The 16,735-nt window shown below is 36.7% G+C and carries 15 protein-coding genes; 4 read left to right on the top strand and 11 right to left on the bottom strand.

From position 1 onward, the window contains the following. The first annotated feature begins 50 nt into the window (after nucleotides 1–50). Complete coding sequence (locus P3G65_RS04890; protein WP_019291892.1) at nucleotides 51–596, top strand: hypothetical protein; 546 nt, start codon at nucleotides 51–53, stop codon at nucleotides 594–596. 64 nt (nucleotides 597–660) lie between these two features. Here P3G65_RS04890 and P3G65_RS04885 read toward each other — a convergent pair whose 3' ends face one another. The 7 genes from P3G65_RS04885 to P3G65_RS04855 form a co-directional block, all read right to left on the bottom strand. After that, nucleotides 661–900 carry a CDP-glycerol glycerophosphotransferase family protein gene (locus P3G65_RS04885; RefSeq protein WP_237703962.1) on the bottom strand — a complete coding sequence of 80 codons (240 nt, stop codon included), beginning with the start codon at nucleotides 898–900 and terminating at the stop codon, nucleotides 661–663. Between the two features lie 116 nt (nucleotides 901–1,016). Further along, nucleotides 1,017–2,630: a DUF6056 family protein gene (locus P3G65_RS04880; RefSeq protein WP_284071363.1), complete on the bottom strand. Its 1,614-nt coding sequence runs from the start codon at nucleotides 2,628–2,630 to the stop codon at nucleotides 1,017–1,019. 89 nt (nucleotides 2,631–2,719) lie between these two features. Then, entirely contained in the window at nucleotides 2,720–4,024 is a 1,305-nt protein-coding gene (locus tag P3G65_RS04875) for an ISL3 family transposase (RefSeq protein ID WP_089202021.1), read from the bottom strand. 128 nt (nucleotides 4,025–4,152) lie between these two features. Then, a complete protein-coding gene (locus P3G65_RS04870; protein ID WP_284071346.1) occupies nucleotides 4,153–4,662 on the bottom strand; it encodes a DUF6056 family protein in 510 nt (169 codons plus the stop codon). 350 nt (nucleotides 4,663–5,012) lie between these two features. Then, the gene (locus P3G65_RS04865; protein ID WP_019291895.1) at nucleotides 5,013–5,597 is read right to left on the bottom strand and encodes an isochorismatase family protein; all 585 of its coding nucleotides are present in this window, start codon (nucleotides 5,595–5,597) and stop codon (nucleotides 5,013–5,015) included. A gap of 24 nt (nucleotides 5,598–5,621) precedes the next feature. Beyond that, a complete protein-coding gene (gene rnr / locus P3G65_RS04860) occupies nucleotides 5,622–8,057 on the bottom strand; it encodes a ribonuclease R (RefSeq protein WP_019291896.1) in 2,436 nt (811 codons plus the stop codon). Nucleotides 8,058–8,314: 257 nt separating this feature from the next. Continuing rightward, nucleotides 8,315–8,944: an NUDIX hydrolase N-terminal domain-containing protein gene (locus tag P3G65_RS04855; RefSeq protein ID WP_019291897.1), complete on the bottom strand. Its 630-nt coding sequence runs from the start codon at nucleotides 8,942–8,944 to the stop codon at nucleotides 8,315–8,317. Between the two features lie 244 nt (nucleotides 8,945–9,188). On the opposite strand from P3G65_RS04855, the gene P3G65_RS04850 reads away from it, so the two are divergent. Continuing rightward, complete coding sequence (locus P3G65_RS04850) at nucleotides 9,189–9,431, top strand: NINE protein (protein ID WP_019291898.1); 243 nt, start codon at nucleotides 9,189–9,191, stop codon at nucleotides 9,429–9,431. A gap of 405 nt (nucleotides 9,432–9,836) precedes the next feature. Here P3G65_RS04850 and yjeM read toward each other — a convergent pair whose 3' ends face one another. Beyond that, on the bottom strand, nucleotides 9,837–11,366 hold the full coding sequence (gene yjeM, locus P3G65_RS04845; RefSeq protein WP_019291899.1) for a glutamate/gamma-aminobutyrate family transporter YjeM: 1,530 nt from the start codon (nucleotides 11,364–11,366) through the stop codon (nucleotides 9,837–9,839). Nucleotides 11,367–11,532: 166 nt separating this feature from the next. Further along, a complete protein-coding gene (locus P3G65_RS04840) occupies nucleotides 11,533–12,483 on the bottom strand; it encodes a DUF4822 domain-containing protein (protein ID WP_019291900.1) in 951 nt (316 codons plus the stop codon). A gap of 311 nt (nucleotides 12,484–12,794) precedes the next feature. Between P3G65_RS04840 and P3G65_RS04835 the strand changes: the two genes are divergently transcribed. Both P3G65_RS04835 and P3G65_RS04830 read left to right on the top strand, forming a co-directional pair. Next, on the top strand, nucleotides 12,795–14,051 hold the full coding sequence (locus P3G65_RS04835; protein WP_019291901.1) for a cell wall metabolism sensor histidine kinase WalK: 1,257 nt from the start codon (nucleotides 12,795–12,797) through the stop codon (nucleotides 14,049–14,051). A 9-nt stretch (nucleotides 14,052–14,060) separates the two neighbouring features. Next, nucleotides 14,061–14,750, top strand: a complete 690-nt coding sequence (locus P3G65_RS04830; protein WP_019291902.1) for a response regulator transcription factor — start codon at nucleotides 14,061–14,063, stop codon at nucleotides 14,748–14,750. A gap of 49 nt (nucleotides 14,751–14,799) precedes the next feature. On the opposite strand, the gene P3G65_RS04825 is transcribed toward P3G65_RS04830, so the two are convergent. Together P3G65_RS04825 and P3G65_RS04820 are read right to left on the bottom strand one after the other, a co-directional pair. Further along, nucleotides 14,800–15,969, bottom strand: coding sequence for a VOC family protein (locus tag P3G65_RS04825; protein WP_029346159.1), 1,170 nt, complete (start codon nucleotides 15,967–15,969; stop codon nucleotides 14,800–14,802). Between the two features lie 77 nt (nucleotides 15,970–16,046). Continuing rightward, nucleotides 16,047–16,658 (bottom strand): alpha/beta hydrolase, encoded by a 612-nt coding sequence (locus P3G65_RS04820; RefSeq protein ID WP_019292115.1) that lies wholly within the window; start codon nucleotides 16,656–16,658, stop codon nucleotides 16,047–16,049. Nucleotides 16,659–16,735 lie beyond the last annotated feature (77 nt).

Below are 16,735 nucleotides of genomic sequence, written 5' to 3'. Positions count from 1 at the left end.
ACAATATGTTATACTGGAAGAAAGAAAAGGAATTTTAAGGAGTCTTACATATGAAAAAATTTAAATTATCATTACTTTTAGTTAGTTCATTAGCTGCTGTCTTGCTACTGACAGCTTGCAGCAACACAACTAGCGCAAAGAAAGACACATCTTCTGAACCTTCTAGCTCTGTTAAAAGCTCAAGTGAAAGTACAAGTAAAGCCAGCAGTTCAGAAACAACAACTACAACATCTGAGAGTTCAGATGCCAGTTCAACTTCAGATTCCACAACAGCTACTTCTGAAGCCCCAGCTACATCTGAACAACCGTCTGAACCTGCAACATCAGAAAGTTCAGATCAGGGCTGGGTCGATAACTCAAATAATCCAGTAGAAAATAACGGTGCAGGTGGTCATAGTCCTCAGGCTGACCCTAATGCAACACCATCTAGCTCTGAAACAACTCCCAACGGACGTGCTTGGGTCTTGGTTTATGTAGATAAAGCAGGCAACAAGCATGAGTCAACAGTTTCAACATCATACAAGGAACTTCAAGATAAAGCAAATGCTCTCCTCGCTTCAGGTGAAGCAACATCTTATTACTTCATTCAAAAATAAGGATAAAAGTAAAAAAATAAGCCATTTAGCTCTAGTCTAATGGCTTTTTTTATGTAAATTTTATCTACAAGCTCTGGTTCATAATTGCTTCAATCAACTTAAGCACACGTTCTGTTGCTTTGCCATCGCCATAGTTATATGTTTTCTTGAAAAAGAGAGCTCTTTCTTTTTGGTAGGAAGCACTATCTGTTGCTTGGAGCGCTTGGATGAGCTCACTTTCATTAAAAGTAACCTCTCCGGGAAATTCTTGCAGATAATCGATCGTCAAACCTAGTTTTTTAGAATAACTTTTATAGTCGGGCACATAAGCAATAAACTCAAAAGAAAATAAACTTATAGAAGGCACTAAAAAAACTCAAGGTATCGAAGAAATTATTTCTTCTATCTACTTGAGTTTTTTGTATTTTTCACCCTTAATACTTATCTTCCCTGTCGTTGTTTAAGAAAAATATCATAAACCACAAAAATTAATAACCCAGCAACTACGCTATAAAAAGTCGAGAAGCTTCCTAGATTTTTCCAAAATGGAATTTTGGTTACTTCTACTGTTTTATTCCAAGGTGTCTCTGCATCAATGGTAATACGAGTTGTTTTTGATCCATTGCTACTGTAGCCTCGTGGCAATTGTACGGTGAGTGTTTCTCCTGTTTGGCCTTCAATGTTTGTGATGGAAATATTTTTTTGATGTTTATCATTAAAGAAAAGTGTGATGGTATGAAGTGTAGGCTTGACATGAATGTCAATGGTCTGATCGAAACGTTTATTAAAAATATAAGATTTAGGATTATTTGATAGTATTTCATAGCCTGCAGTTGCTGCATGAGAAATATCATAAGCTTCATTATAAGGTGAAGTGATTTGCTCTGTTGCAACGATTTCATCCTTGTTTACATCGATATAGCGAATAAGCGCGTTACGAAGCCAAGGTTTATCTGCCGGTAAGTTTTTGTTATTTGGTTTAGGATTCTTAGTAATGGTTGTTTTTGCTGCCGAAGTTTTAGCAGTTTGCTCACGTTTTAAGACCTTATCAGTATTGAAAGGAAGAATCTTGCGTTGGAAATAACCAAAATATTTATTGTAAGCATTCAGAATGTTATCAATAGGTTGAGCATTCTCTAAGTTTACTTTTGCCATTGGCACTGTATCATCCAAATAGACTTTCTCTAGCCCATAATATTTGGCAAACCATGTGTTCGCCCATTCTTTTTCTAGGTGCTCACTTGAAACCAAATAAGGCGTCCCAAAATAAGCATTAAAGTCGTTAGAAGTCATCGGAATCCCAGGTACGCGGACGGAAGTTTTACCCTCTTCTTTTGCTTTTTGGGCTATAGATTGGGCTGTATAAAAATATTCATATGAATTTTTGATGTCTTTTAAATTATATTCATAGCTGGGCAAACTCACAAAGCTTAAGCAAAGAATGGCAATGCACAAAGGCACATTGGTCCAAGAGCTTTGTGTATGTAACTCCTGCCATGCTTCAATCATCATTAATAAAGCTATGATAAACAGAATATTACTTGCAAACCAAAGACGGGCAGGTGTGATGGGCGATGCCAGGATTGCAGCACAACCTGCAAGACCTGATACCAGAAAGATAAGTCCTCCATGCCAGAGATAACATGCTTTTTCTTGGAGTTGCTTCCGGTTAAAATAAAGAATTCCCCCAAATACAAGGATAGGCAGTATCAGAAAACCAGAATAATGCGCAGTTCCCAATATGATATCGAGGAAACGTTGGCATAAACCGGAAGAAGCACCGTAGTTCTGCGTTTCAGCAGATCCTGATGATAAGATGACTTGCATCCCAAAACCAAAGGCGGCAGCTAAGGTTCCTAAAATCTGCGCCACCGTGTTTCCGTTTGTCGATTTTTTAAAATTATAAACCGTAAAAATGAGAGCAAGCAATACAGTTGTCGCGCCACCGACTTCATTTGTTAAGCCTGCTAAAAGTCCCAAAACCGGGAGATAGTATTCTTCCCAACCACGTTTTGTACTTACATTAAAACGGTAGGGTAATAAAAAGAGGAGTATGATTACGGCTCTTTGTCAAATCGGACTGATGAGTCGGATATATAAGATGATAAACTTGAGATTACTCTCAGATTTATCATCTTTTTTAGTTATTTAATTTTAATAAGGCCGTTTATCAAGAAAATTCTTATACGCATATTTGTAAATGAGTTGAATCCATAGGAAACTCTTTTAAGTGTTTTTATATGAGTGTTCTTAGCTTCAATTTTTCCATTGGAAAAATTATATTTAAGAGCGTTTCTAATACCTTCTTCATAGGAAATCAGATTTTCTATTTTATCTCTAAATTGTGTATCCAAGCTATCAGGTAGATTTTTCAATAGTTCGAAAAAGGAACGGTCATCTTTGTTTCTAAAGTGATACATTAATAAATGGAAAATGTCATAAGCTTCTTTTAGTTCAGAAGAAAATGAGAGTAGTCGATCAATCACCATAGATTCCGTTAAAAGATGGTACTTTGGAGAAGGAAAACTTCTCCAAGTTTTGAACTCTGAAATGGAAATATTTGTTTGATTTTTTAGAAGTAATTTCCAGTTTGATTTTAATTTATTTGCTTTTGACTTTTTCTTATTGGTAATTAATCTCTTCATTTCTCGGACTCTAAAATCATTAAAAGCGGTGTTCAAATGCTTCACAATATGGAACCTATCAATGATTAATTTAGCAGTAGGAAAGACATTTTTAGTTAATTGAAAGTAAGCAGCATTCATATCTGTTACTAAAAATTTAACTTTTTCCCTTTCCTCCAACGGAGAGCGATTGAAGTAAGGGATTATTTTATCTAATTTCCTACTAGGTAAAATATCTACTAATTCACCTGTTTCTCCATCAGCACATATGAAGCTCATTTTATCTTCATAACTAGCGTGAGATCTAAACTCATCTACCATTAAAACTTCTGGAAAACTCCGTGGTTTAAGTTGTTGCGGGAGTTGTGATTCAACTGACTTAAGAACTCTTAAAACTGTAGTTAATGAAACGTGGCATTGTTTAGCTATAAATGTCATAGAGATTTTCTCAGTTAATAATTCTAAAATTTTCAAAGTAATAAATTTACTGATATGACAGTTTTTTTCAACAATAGAACACTGTGCCGTCCAATTGTGCGAACAGCTTTTACAATGGAATCGTTGTTTCTTCAGTTTTAAAATAGTGGGCATATTTTGATAAGAATCTAACTGAATAGTTACTTCCTTTTTTCCATTTCTAACAACTACACTTTTCCCTTCATTATCAACAATAGTTGAACCACAGTTCCTACAAGCCGAAGGCATGGGAGAATAGACTCCAAAGATAACTAAAGTGTTCTTCCCTTTAATTTTATATTCCTCCGTATTTGTTAAATCTAAATGTTCATCTGTAATTCGTAGCATTTTTTTGATATGATTATTCAAGACATGTCGTCCTTTCTATCTTAGATTTTTGGTCGTACTTAAATTTTACTAGATAGACGACATGTTTTATATTTAAATAAACTAAAAAAGGACTGATGAATCAAAATTTGATTCATCAGTCCTTTAAATTATAGAGCCATGATTACTGTGGCCCACAGGTAATTTGCAGCTCCACTGACCCAAAGCACTGTGCTGCCCATCCCCGGAATGAAAAACCACATCAACAGAAAAGTTAACGTCAGATGCAAAGGTTTTAAAAGTACCTTTTTACCACTGATTATTACATTCAATAACAGCCCAACCAATACATAAATACTGGCATTAAGGATATTGAAAATTCCTTTAGGAAGCTGCATCGCTAAGATTTCGAAAATTATCGAAGTCATGCGGGCATTCCATAGTGTCATGTGCGTATAGACTGCTGAAATATAATCACCAATATTATGATATTCACTCAGATGTTCACTTGGCCAAGCACCTGTATAGATAAAGTGATACAAAAAATCATCGCCCGTGTAGCCTGTAAAGCGGTTGAGGTTCAAAATAAAAATAAAGGTCAGTCCTAAAACAACTATGGTTGCTATTGTGCATAATATATTCCAACCACTTGTTAAATTAAATCTTGTCCTATTTTCCATGTTCAATATCCTTAAATAGCTTATATAAGCCATCTTCTATTTCTTCCGTATTTTAAGCCGGTTAAGGTTTGGCTTACTGTCTTTTTTATCTTATTATCGGACATTTTCCCACTTTAAATCATTACTTACACTTTCAAATAAATGTGAAAAAATCACCGTTAACATTATAGCAAAAAAATGTGTCAATTTTACTTTATGAAAAAAATAACATACTGTTACGGTGATTTCTTTTATCTTCTCCAACTTCTTATCAATTGTCTAAAAATATAAAAAGCTCAAGATGCAGAAAAGCCTGTGCTCTTCTACATCTTGAACTTTTCAAATCACCAAAACCTACTGTTCTCTATGGTCTAATCCTGTATCATCTTCAAGACTTGCTCTGTCGAGCGGACGCGTCCTAAGCGTGTAAAGATACCGTTAACGATGCCTCTATGTAGTGCCCCATTAAAGTCTGTCATTGCATCTTCAACAGCAATCACATTATATCCATGTTGATAAGCTTCACGCGCCGTTGTATCACAACCTATCGTTGTAGCAACACCTGTCAAGATAATGTTTTCAATGCCTCGTCTACGTAACTGCACATCGAGATCTGTCCCATAAAAAGCGCCCCAATTGTGCTTTTTGACATGGATTTTATTTTTAACCTCTTCATCATAAGCCAGAGGAGAAACAAATTGGCTATAATTGTCGGGAAGTGGACCAGAAGCACTTATATTTGTATCTGTAAGCGGAGTGAGCATTTCTGGCCCATAATTTTTCACATGCACAAAAACGATAAGTCCTGCTGTATTTTTGAACTTGTCCAGCAATCTATCATTTTTGTCAAGAATTTCTTCCTTACTATAGGGTTCAAGCTGTGAACGATTTACAATGCCTTCTTGTAAATCAATCAGGACCAAGGCCGTTTTCTCAAGATTCAATTGTTCTGACATAGGCTTTTCTCCTCTAAAGTATTTTTATTTTTTCGATTTTTTCTTCGTATTATTTCCGAATTTTCCTTTTGCTGCATCCGCATAGAAAGGCTTCTTCTTTTTCTTTTTATTTGGTTTTTTATCGAAATCGTTTTTACGTTCTCGATCCTCATCCTTGGATTTTCCTCTGTATTTTTTGTTTTTGTTATTTTCAGAGAAATTTTTTCCGTGTTTTGAGGCTTTACGTTCCTCTTTATTTTCGGAACGATTTGCTTTTGGTCTACGGCGTGGGCCTTTTTCTTTTTTAGATTTTAAATTACTTTCGACAACATCGAGATCACTCTTGATATATTCAAAGTCGATATCACCGGTAACTTTATCCGCTTTAGTAACTTGGATTTTGATGGGTTGACCAATTCGGAAGACAAGTCCTGTTTTTTCTCCCACAAGCGCCATCATACGTTCATGAAAGTTCATATATTCACCTTTAATAGTAGAAATATGAACCAAACCTTCAATAGTATTTTCAAGCTCAATAAACATCCCAAAGCGAGTAACGCTAGCAATAACACCTTCGAACTGTTCACCGACATGTTTTTCCATAAATTCGGCTTTTTTCATCTTTTCAACTTCACGTTCAGCATCGACAGCACGGCGTTCACGGTTACTTGATTGTTGAGCAATTTCCGGTATTTTTTCGGCCCAATATTCGATGGTCTTTGGACTTGGTTGAGCCATCTCACGAATTAAGCGGTGCACGATCAAGTCAGGATAACGACGAATCGGACTGGTAAAGTGCGTATAGTTTTCTGCTGCCAAGCCAAAGTGACCATAGTTGTCTTCCGAATAGCGTGCTTGTTGCATCGAACGCAGAAGCATCGTTGAGAGAACCATTTCTCCTGGTTGGCCTTTCACTTTTTTCAAAAATTCTTGCAAGGCTTTTTGACTAACTTCTGTCGAAGTGCCTTTGACTTGCAAACCAAAAGTTGCAGCAAAGTCGATAAAACGGGTCATTTTTTCTTCTTTTGGATGTTCGTGAATACGATAAATCCCTGGTAAATGACGTGCTTCAAAACTGCTTGCAACTGTTTCGTTAGCAATCAACATGAAGGACTCAATCATTCGTTCTGCTGTTCCACGACTGCGCTTACGAATTTCGATAGGCAAGCCATTTTCATCAACGATGATCCGTGCTTCCATCGTTTCGAAATCAATCGCTCCACGGCGGCGGCGCATCGCTGCCAAAGCTTCGTGAAGTTCAGACATAATTTCTACGGATTCTTTAATTGCAGCATATTTTTCTAATGTTTCCTCGTCACCAGCAAGCATAAGGTTAACATCATCGTAGGTCATACGTTCTGTCGTCTTGATAATGGAAGGACCTATTTGTGATTGAAGGACTTTTCCTTCTGGCGTAATCTCCATCACACAAGACTGTGTCAAGCGATTAACGCGTGGGTTGAGTGAACAGATACCGTTTGAGAGTCGTTCAGGCAACATTGGCACGACACGATCAGCCACATATACTGATGTTCCACGCTCAAAAGCTTCACGGTCCAAGGGCGAATTTTCAGTGACATAGTGTGACACATCTGCAATGTGAACGCCCAACTCATAGTTACCATTACCCAAGCGTTTGATATGCACAGCATCGTCTAAGTCTTTTGCATCAGCGCCATCGATAGTGAAAGTAATCTCATTACGATAGTCCACGCGCCCCATGATATCTTTTTCATCAACTTCTTCTGGTACAGCGTTCGCTTGCGCCAAAACGTCTTCTGGAAATTCAGAACGAATACCAAGTGAAGCTAAAACTTCAAGAACATCGATTCCTTTATCACCTGCTTGTCCGACAATTTCGACAGCCAAACCTTGCATACTTTTGGGATTTTTCTTATCTGGATAAGCGGTAATGTCAACACGAACTACTGCTTTATCTTCTGGTACCAAGCCCTTATCTGTCAAAAAGACATGATAAGGCAACTTTTTATTGCGTGATTTTACGTAACCGATACGATTGAACTCTTGACGTTCTTTTTCGTCAAATTTGACAAAAGTTCCGACAAGCTGAGTAACCGCGCGCTTTAAAACCTCTGTAACTACCCCTTCAGCACTTGTGCCTTTTAAAGGATTAGCATTACTTTTCAGTTCGACTTTTACTTCATCTCCTTCAAGAGCAAAAGCCGTTCTTCCCTTAGGAATAAAAACGTCAGGCTCATCAGAATCCACTGTTACAAAACCAAAACCGTTCGCATTAGCACGGAAGATTCCGACAAGTTCTGCTTTTACTTCGGCTAGTGTGACTTTTCCATTTTTTGTAAATTCCAGTAATCCTTCCCCTTCAAGAGCAGCTAAAGTTTTAACAAATAGTTTAAAATCTGAAGCCTTTGTTAGGTCAAGTTCCATTGCCAGTTCTTCTACAGCATAGGCTCTCTTTGGATGTTTTTTAAGTTCATCCAATATAACTTCTTTTATTTTCATGTTTCTCCAATATTTCTTTTTCTCTATGCACTTTGGTGATTCTTTTCAATCCCAAGAACATACATTATTATTTTAAAAATTAAAATGCGGACTGTCAGCAGCCCGCTACTTTTTGGTTCGATAAACGTAAAATCTCCACTGATTTCTCCGTAATCGTTTATTCAATAGGGGCAATCATCCTAAACAGCCCAATCTTTTTCATCGTCCGCATGGAATAATGATATTATAACATATTTGATATTTTCGTGAACCACCTTTTACTGCACGCGATCAAATCTTGCTCCTGCTGTTGGATGATTATGATATTCAAAAGCTTCCAGAAGATCCTCACGTGTGTTTCGATCCACAGAAATATTCTGCAAGTTTTTAACTTCTTCCCGCGAGAAAAAGCGTGCCTCCGAAGTTTCTAATCCCGGATGCAACTCAAAAGTTTTGGGCTCACAATAAAAGAAGAGCTTATAAACATAATTCAAGCTTTTAGGATAAGGATGTTTGGCCTTATCAACCAGCTTAAACAACTGTAACGGTATCACTTCAAGCCCACTTTCTTCTCTTACTTCTTTTTGAGCTATTTCTGCGGGAGAATAACCGACATCTGCCCAACCACCAGGTAAAGACCATTGTCCTTCAGTTTTTTCTTTCACAAGTAAGAGACGGTTATCTTCAAAGACAACAGCTCTTACATCCACTTTGGGTGTGACATAACCTAAATCCTCATTAAAGAAGGATTCCAGTTCATTTTTTGAGTAAGAGGTCAACTTTTGAGAAATTTCAAAGAGAATTTCTTTCATTTCTTCTAATCTTTCTCGGTCATGCACATCTTTATTATAATACAAAGAAGTGTTTACAAGAGCTTTAAGTTTTGCTAGAGCTTGAGTTGTATCCATTTTTTATCCTCCTTCTCTCATTTTATCACACGTACGGGATGATACAAAAAGTATTTATTATTAACTAAATGAAAGAGTATATTTTATTGAAAAATTTTTATTAAATGTTTGAATCTTGGGGAGCTTGTCTATATAATGAAAAGAGTAAGAGATAAAAAAATGGGAACAAATCATATCGCAAGCTAGTCTCTTGAAGAATGAAATACGTGCGCAAATCACGCTAAAAGGGTAAGGAGAAACTTTTATGAATGAAAAGAAGATTAACAAACATATTTTTGTTTGGATTGGAAACTTTTTAGTTGGACACTTTGGCGTTGACCGCTTTATGCGTGGTCAAATCGGCATGGGTATCTTTAAACTTCTATGTAACTGGATGACTTTTGGTATTTGGTCACTCACCGACTGGATAATCTCCCTCGTGAAAGCTTACAGTACATATAGTGACACAGACGATATTACCTTTATCGATGGTAAATATTCACGATAAATGAAAAAGCATCCTCATCTTCAAAAGATAAGGATGTTTTTTGCGGGATTACTTAAAACGTTGTCCACGCTTTCGTCTTATCAACCGAATAACTACACCCGATAAGCCACAAAAGAGAGCACCAACGGAAGCTATCGCTCCCAGCCCTTCTAAAAATAATTTGTGAGAGTGTGCGCCATAGCTAAATAAAACAAGACCAACTGCTATTATGACAAGCCATGTACTGCTTATTCTGATCCGATCGTCCATTGTGTTCCTCACATGTTTTAGTAGGATATTATTATAGCATATAATATCATGAATCAATTCAAAATAAATTGTGAGGAAAAATATTTCCAAAGAAATGTTAGGAATTTCCTAAAATTGTAATAATCTCTTCAAAGATTTCCGCCTTTTCCTTATATTTTATATCTTAACGCTTTGCTTCTTATAGTTTCGGATCAGCCACCAGCCTAATACACTGAAGACAACTGGTCCGGCTATCATTGAGATAATATCCGAATAAACACTTCCCAAAGGAATTTCAGCTGGCGCTTGGAGATAATTTATGACGGGTTCAATAATTGTAAAGAAGTCCGCCAGAATAATCATCAGCGCTGCAATCCAAGAGATGCCAATAGCAAAGGATTGATTTTTCATAATCGTGAAAGGTTTCTCGATCGCCTGATTTTTCTTGAATTTGATATAAGCAAAGACGATAAAGACATAGGGAAGACTAGAAGCAATATTACTCATGTTAGTAATGACTAGGAAGAATTTATCTGCTGCTCCCTTATTGATGAGTGAAATTCCCATATTCAATAAAATCATTAGAGTCACAATGATGAATTGAGCTTTCATAGCATTTTTAGGCACACCATTTTCTATTTTTCCAAGTTTTCCTGGCCACACTTTTTCCGGTGTCCCCTCCATCAGTTGTTTAAGGGGAGAATAAATCAAAGTAAAGAGTGCACCTATAAGAGTGAGAAACATCGAGAGACCTACATAACGAGCAAAAACTGTTCCCCAAGTATGTACAGCACCAGATGATAGATTGAAGGATTCTGCCAGTTTTTCACCCAGCTGCTGCATCATAAAATAAGTAATATTACCTTGGTTGACTGAACCATCCATAATCCCCGGAATCCAGTCTTTATCAAAATTAATGAAAAAACCTGTACAAAGAATCATGAAAGAATAACCAATGCCAATAATGGCTGCCGAAAGTAAGATACCTTTAGGAAAGTTCTTTTTCGGTTCCACTGTTTCATCAACCAGTCCTCCCACGGATTCTACTCCGGCGTAGGCAAAAATAGCATATACTAAGAAAGCAATAAAAGTAACAAAACTTGTAGGTTGCAATGTTGGATTTGGTGTTGAAATCAAGGATTTTATCGTTAAGGGCGTTGCAGGCTGAAAACCACTTTTAGCTAAAATAATAAAGGCACCGATGATGAGAATAAAATTAAGTGAAACAACAGCAATACCTCCAACTGAGGCCACTTTTTTTATGGTTTCAAGCCCTCTAAGCGAAATGAACGTCACGAGAAACATGATAAGAATGGCCAAAAGTGACACAATAACTGTGCTTGGTAAGATTGTTGTACCAAAAATCATGTTCGATATAGGTACAAGTATCCTGTTACCTACAGAGACAAACCAGATAACCCATGACATGTACCACATCAAAGTACCAACCATGGCAAAGGATGGCCCCACTGATTTTTCCATCCATGTATAAATACCACCTTTCTCAGCATTAAAAGCAGAACCAAATTCAGTGACCATTAAAGAAAATGGGATGAAAAAGACTAAGGCACTAATAATATACCAAATGATTGATCCGTAGCCCATTTGAAAAAAGGCGAGCGGAACATTCCCAAAGCCATACACCGATGTAAAAATCATCAGGGCTAAAGAAATTGCTGTTAATTTATTTTTTTTTAGTTGCGACATTTTCTTCCTCTTTATGTATTTCTTTGGATTTATTATACAGCTATATGTATATTTATGCAAGAATTTATTAATAAACTGCAGTAAGTATGAATATCAATAAAATGCTTTTCTATTGTCTCTCCTTGAATCGGCATAAAAAAATAGAGTAAAATACTCTATTTTTTTACTAGAAGGTAAATGCTGGATTAAAAACCCCTCTATATGGCTCATGTTCAACATAGACCACAATATCCTTACCAGCTGCATCTTTCCCCATACGTTTGTAAGTAAATTTTTGAGAATTTAGCTCAGTGATTTCTAATACTGCACCGTATTTATTTTGACCAATAGAAACATGACTTCTAATTTTATTTTTGAAAATCACATCAAAGTAACCAAAATCACCACGGGTATTGCCTGTATTGACATCGAAAAATTCATATTTGCTAGTTTGTGCATCAAATTTCGCAAGACTAATAAACATCTGGTTTTCTTTTGTCACGTCATTACCTTGCTCATCACGTACTACTGTACCATGCCATAAGGTACTACCAAGAATTTGACTGCCGGGCTTTGACTTCACAATTTTGCCTGTTTGAGTATGCAATTTTTCACGACCATGTGTAAATTTAAGATTTTTCGCCTTATAGGGTACATGTTCGACATATACTTCGACAGATTGACCATTTTTATCGACACCCATTCGTTTGTAAGTAAATTTGTGGTGATTCAACTCTGTGATATCAACGACAGCTTGATAGTTTTGTGTCGCAGAGATGAGAACACGTTTTGTACCATCATTTGTTACGAAAAATGTTCCTTCATCACCTCTTGTTTTTCCGGTTGTCTTATCAAAAAATTCATAGTAACCTGCTTTGCTGTCATACTTTGCAAGGCCGATAAAGTTACTATTTTCTTTTGTTAAATCATTGCCCTGCGCATCATAAACTTTTGTGCCTTGCCAGTTTGTCTGTGACAATGTTTTTTCATATTGATTTCCTAATGAAGAATCGTTTTTATGTGAAGATGAATGTTGAGACACCTGATTGGCTTGGGTCGAGTGATCTGACACATAAGTATCTGCAAAGACACCAAGTGCTAAGACAGATGAGAACAATACTATTTTTTGAACTTTCATAAGATAATCTCCTTTTTTATTGTATAATTTATTATAGCAAGCAAATATAAACTCCAAATGGCTAAATTATGAACAAATTATAAACTTTTAGCATTTGGTTGAGAAAGAGCTATATGACAATAAAACATAGATTTATCACAACTTACATCAGTGCTATCGCAGTGACATTAGTTTCTGTGTTCTTAATTTTTTCTGTTGTATCTTACAGTACTTTGGGTAAGATTCCTTCTATAAAAAATATTTACAGTATGTTAACGACAAACCAGCCTCTCTCAGAGCAAGAAAAGCAAAGTTTTCTGACTTTGTAAACATTGGTAAAAAGTTCGCCAAATCTTCTTGAGCCTCCTTTAAAGGACGAAGCCAAAGATATTATTCAGAGCATCGAAAAGCAAAATATTAATATCGTCATTCGCAAAGGCAATAATGTCCTCTATCATTCCGAAGAGCTGAAAGCTTCTTCACTTCGGGTTCATATGCCTGAGTTCGACGAAAGCAATCTTAATCCGACAGGCACGATGGATAACAATGGACGTTTTTATAATTACATCAAGTACAGCTTTAGATATGAAGACGGGACTTTTGGTGATTTTCTAATTTTAAAAAGACAAACTAACTTATTTGAGTTTTTCATTCGTTGGGGCATCTGGATGATTCTGTTCATTCTCATTTTATCTGCTCTTATTTTCTGGTTTATCAGTAAGCGGCTTTCAAAAACCGTCATCAAACCCTTAGTTACTCTAGAAAAAAATGCCCGCTATCTGGTCGAACAGAATAATATACTTACGGAAAATCCATTTACTGATGATTCAAAGGGTGCAAAAGAGGTTGAACAGCTAAAAGAAAGTTTGTACCAGATGTGGACGGATCTTCAATCTGCACGTCTGGTTCAGAAAAAGTATGAAGAAAATCGCAAAGAACTGATTGCCAACATCTCGCATGATCTTAAAACACCGATAACTTCAATCCTTGGTTATGTCGAAGGTTTGCAGGAAAACATTGCTCAGACGCCAGAAAAACGAGCACTTTATTTGGCAACCATCCATGAAAAGAGCTTGGTACTCAATGAACTCTTCCTTTACTCGAAGCTAGATATGGATAGTGTCAACTTAAGTTTTAGCAAAATCGACTTTACCTTCTATATTCAGAAGTTTGAATCCGAAATTGCAAGACACGAAAATGTCAATGTTATCCTGCAGCTCCCACAAGATGAACTTCCTGTGCTGTTGGATACAGCTTACTTTGACCGAGTTATGCAAAACCTCATCCAAAACAGTTTTAAATTTGCCCAAGCAGAGCAGCAGTTAGAGATTATACTCACTTTATTTAAAACCTCAAAAGGTATCCAGTTTATATTTGAAGACAACGGCAGAGGAATTTCACCTGAGGACTTACCTTATATTTTCGATCGTTTATACCGATCTGATAAGTCGCGCACTTCTCAGATAAAAGGCAGTGGTTTAGGGCTGAGTATTGTCAAACAAATCGTAGAACAACATCAAGGGTCTGTTCATGCCGAAAGTACTTTAAATAAAGGCACACGTATTATAATAATTCTGCCTAAAGCATAAGGAGTAACAATGAAAGATAAAATTTTAATCATCGAAGACGATGTGAGTATCGCCAACTTACAAAAGGACTATTTGGAAATTAACGGAATGGATGCTGTGATTGAAACAGACGGAACAGCTGGTTTAAACACTGCTCTAAATCTAAATTTTGACTTAATTATCGTGGATATTATGCTTCCTGGGGTTGATGGATTTGAGATTTGTAAAGCAATTCGAAATAAAAAACAAACGCCTATCATGATTGTTTCCGCAAAAAAAGAAGATATTGATAAAATTCGCGGACTTGGCTTGGGTGCTAACGATTATATGATTAAACCATTCAGTCCCAATGAACTGGTGGCACGAGTCAAAGCTCATATCCAGAACTATAAAATTTTAAAGCCTAAAGAAAACTCCGATATTCTTAAGATAGATGACCTTATCATCCACAAGGATTCACATAAGGTTTACGTATTAGACAAAGAAATCATCCTCACGAACAAGGAATTCCAACTGTTGCTCTTTTTAGCCGAACACCCAAATCGAGTATGGAGCAAGGAAAGCTTATTCGAACAAATCTGGGAGATGGATATTTATGATACAGATGTTGCTACTGTTGTTGTTCATATTAAAAGACTAAGAGAAAAATTCAAAAGCGTTCAGTCGCCAACACAGCCTATCGAAACTATTTGGGGCGTGGGCTATCGCTTTAATTTATAATAAAAAACGTTTCTGTCATAAGGACAGAAACGTTTTTTTATTATATTATTTATTTTCCAAGATAACGTTGTTCAAAAGCTTCAAGGCTTTCACCTTCTCGACGTTCAACAACTTTTTCAACAGTCCATAATTCATCATGGCTACGATCACGCATCGTATCTGAAGTATCTAAAGGACGTAAACTTGCTGCTGTACGTGCTTTGACAGCTTCATCTTCTGGGAAGAGATGAGGAGGTAAACTTAAGTCTTTCCCTGCTTCTTCTTTTGATTCGTCAATCCAGAAACCTGAAGTAATTAATGCCTCTTCATAACTGTCGACAGCACCATCACCTGACTCAGCCATATCAAGAGCGCCAATACCTGGTGTAAATGTAGCAATTTCAAACAGAACACCCGGAGCTACACGCACGTATTCGCTAGAGAAGTAGAAACGATCCACCAAGCCAGAATGTGGTAAACGAAAGGCTTGAATACGTTCAATCCAGTAATTTAAAGTTTCAGGATTTGTCGTTCCTAATGCTAAATGATGAATTGTACCGTAGCCTTGATAAGCATAACGCTCATTTTCTTGCGCTTCTTCAATGATCAAAGCTGCACCATTGCCTCCATTGGCTACTTCAAAAAGATGCAAATTATTTTCTTGACCAGCATAACGGAAGCCAAAGACTGTTTCCAAAATAATCCGTAAATTGTAAGTGTCCGTAACTTTCACAAAGACTGGACCCATGCCAATGATTCCATGTTCAGGCGCTACATTTGAGAGAAGCCATGAACGATCCAGTGCAGCATCACCTGTGTTGTCTTGATCGGAAATCAATTGGTATTTTTGACCATCAAAATCTTCAAATTCGAGTGTTTTCTTGCCAAATTTGACATTAATTTCGCCATGTTTAACATGCGCTTTTTCAAAACGCTCTGTCCAGTAAGTAAGAGAAGCGTCACTTGGTACACGAAACGAAGCACGCTTAATATTGTTTGCCCCATGCATTCCTTTGGGAATATCTTTGAAGTCAAAGAAGGTCATATTTGGACTTTTCCCATCTTCCCCTGTGAAGTAAAGGTGATAAGTCTCATAATCATCTTGATTGACGGTTAATTTTGCCAAACGTAAGCCTAAGATATTTGTAAAAAAGTCATAATTCTTTTGTGCGCTTGATGTGATTGCTGTAACGTGGTGAACTCCACCAAGGATATTTTGTGTTTCAATTTCTGTGTTCATGGGATTTTCCTCTTTTTTTAGTTTTTTTATGATTTTCTCAATTGGAAAGACATGTTCATGTAAGCTTATCTTTTTCTTCATGCTGCTAACCATTTCTTTGCTGCTACAAGTTCATCATTGCTTAGTTGGTGACCAAAACTGGTTTTAAATACTTCCAGCTCACATTCTGTCTTTTGCAAGTCAGAAGAGAGCTCTTCCAGATTTGCTCGACTTACGATAGGATCATTGTCCGCGTGAGTCAGAAAAATTTTACTTTCATCTGCAATTACAGGTTCTTCTATATCGGTAAGTTGCATGGCATGAAAGGCTAAAACTCTATCAAATTGCATTATACCTTTCAGTTGCATATATAGTGCAACATTCGCACCATTAGAATAACCAATTACTGCAAGTCGCGTAAGATCCAGCTGATATTTTTGTCCTAAACGTGTCACTTCTGTAGCTAACCATTGGGCTTCTTGGCTCAGCGATTTCAAGTCAAAATTTTCTTTCGTAAAACCAGGACCTTTGAGTTTAAAGTAGCGGTTTATCCCTTGATCACTGACGCGTCCACGAATGGATAAGAGAGGGTGATTGGGAAATAAGTCTTCAGCCAATGGAATCAGCTGCTCTTCATCACCACCTGTGCTATGCAAAACCAGAACAGGTGCAAGACTCTCATCGCCGGGTTTAAAAATATAGTTGGTCATTTCATTTCCTCTTTCTGATACAGATTAGACTTGCCTATTTTTGATACAGCCTCAACATCGTTTTATGTTTTTTTTAA

It is taken from the genome of Lactococcus sp. bn62 (genome assembly GCF_029492705.2).
Taxonomy (GTDB): domain Bacteria; phylum Bacillota; class Bacilli; order Lactobacillales; family Streptococcaceae; genus Lactococcus; species Lactococcus petauri.
The sequence above is the reverse complement of the archived record's forward strand: the minus strand, read 5'-3'. Positions and strand labels throughout refer to the sequence as shown.

Bases quoted from the DNA above. Each gene is read 5' to 3' on its own strand.
- rnr (WP_019291896.1), bottom strand. From the start codon at position 8,057: ATGAAAATAAAAGAAGTTATATTGGATGAACTTAAAAAACATCCAAAG.
- P3G65_RS04825 (WP_029346159.1), bottom strand. From the start codon at position 15,969: ATGAACACAGAAATTGAAACACAAAATATCCTTGGTGGAGTTCACCAC.
- P3G65_RS04870 (WP_284071346.1), bottom strand. From the start codon at position 4,662: ATGGAAAATAGGACAAGATTTAATTTAACAAGTGGTTGGAATATATTA.
- P3G65_RS04820 (WP_019292115.1), bottom strand. From the start codon at position 16,658: ATGACCAACTATATTTTTAAACCCGGCGATGAGAGTCTTGCACCTGTT.
- P3G65_RS04890 (WP_019291892.1), top strand. From the start codon at position 51: ATGAAAAAATTTAAATTATCATTACTTTTAGTTAGTTCATTAGCTGCT.
- yjeM (WP_019291899.1), bottom strand. From the start codon at position 11,366: ATGTCGCAACTAAAAAAAAATAAATTAACAGCAATTTCTTTAGCCCTG.
- P3G65_RS04840 (WP_019291900.1), bottom strand. From the start codon at position 12,483: ATGAAAGTTCAAAAAATAGTATTGTTCTCATCTGTCTTAGCACTTGGT.
- P3G65_RS04855 (WP_019291897.1), bottom strand. From the start codon at position 8,944: ATGGATACAACTCAAGCTCTAGCAAAACTTAAAGCTCTTGTAAACACT.
- P3G65_RS04830 (WP_019291902.1), top strand. From the start codon at position 14,061: ATGAAAGATAAAATTTTAATCATCGAAGACGATGTGAGTATCGCCAAC.
- P3G65_RS04865 (WP_019291895.1), bottom strand. From the start codon at position 5,597: ATGTCAGAACAATTGAATCTTGAGAAAACGGCCTTGGTCCTGATTGAT.
- P3G65_RS04850 (WP_019291898.1), top strand. From the start codon at position 9,189: ATGAATGAAAAGAAGATTAACAAACATATTTTTGTTTGGATTGGAAAC.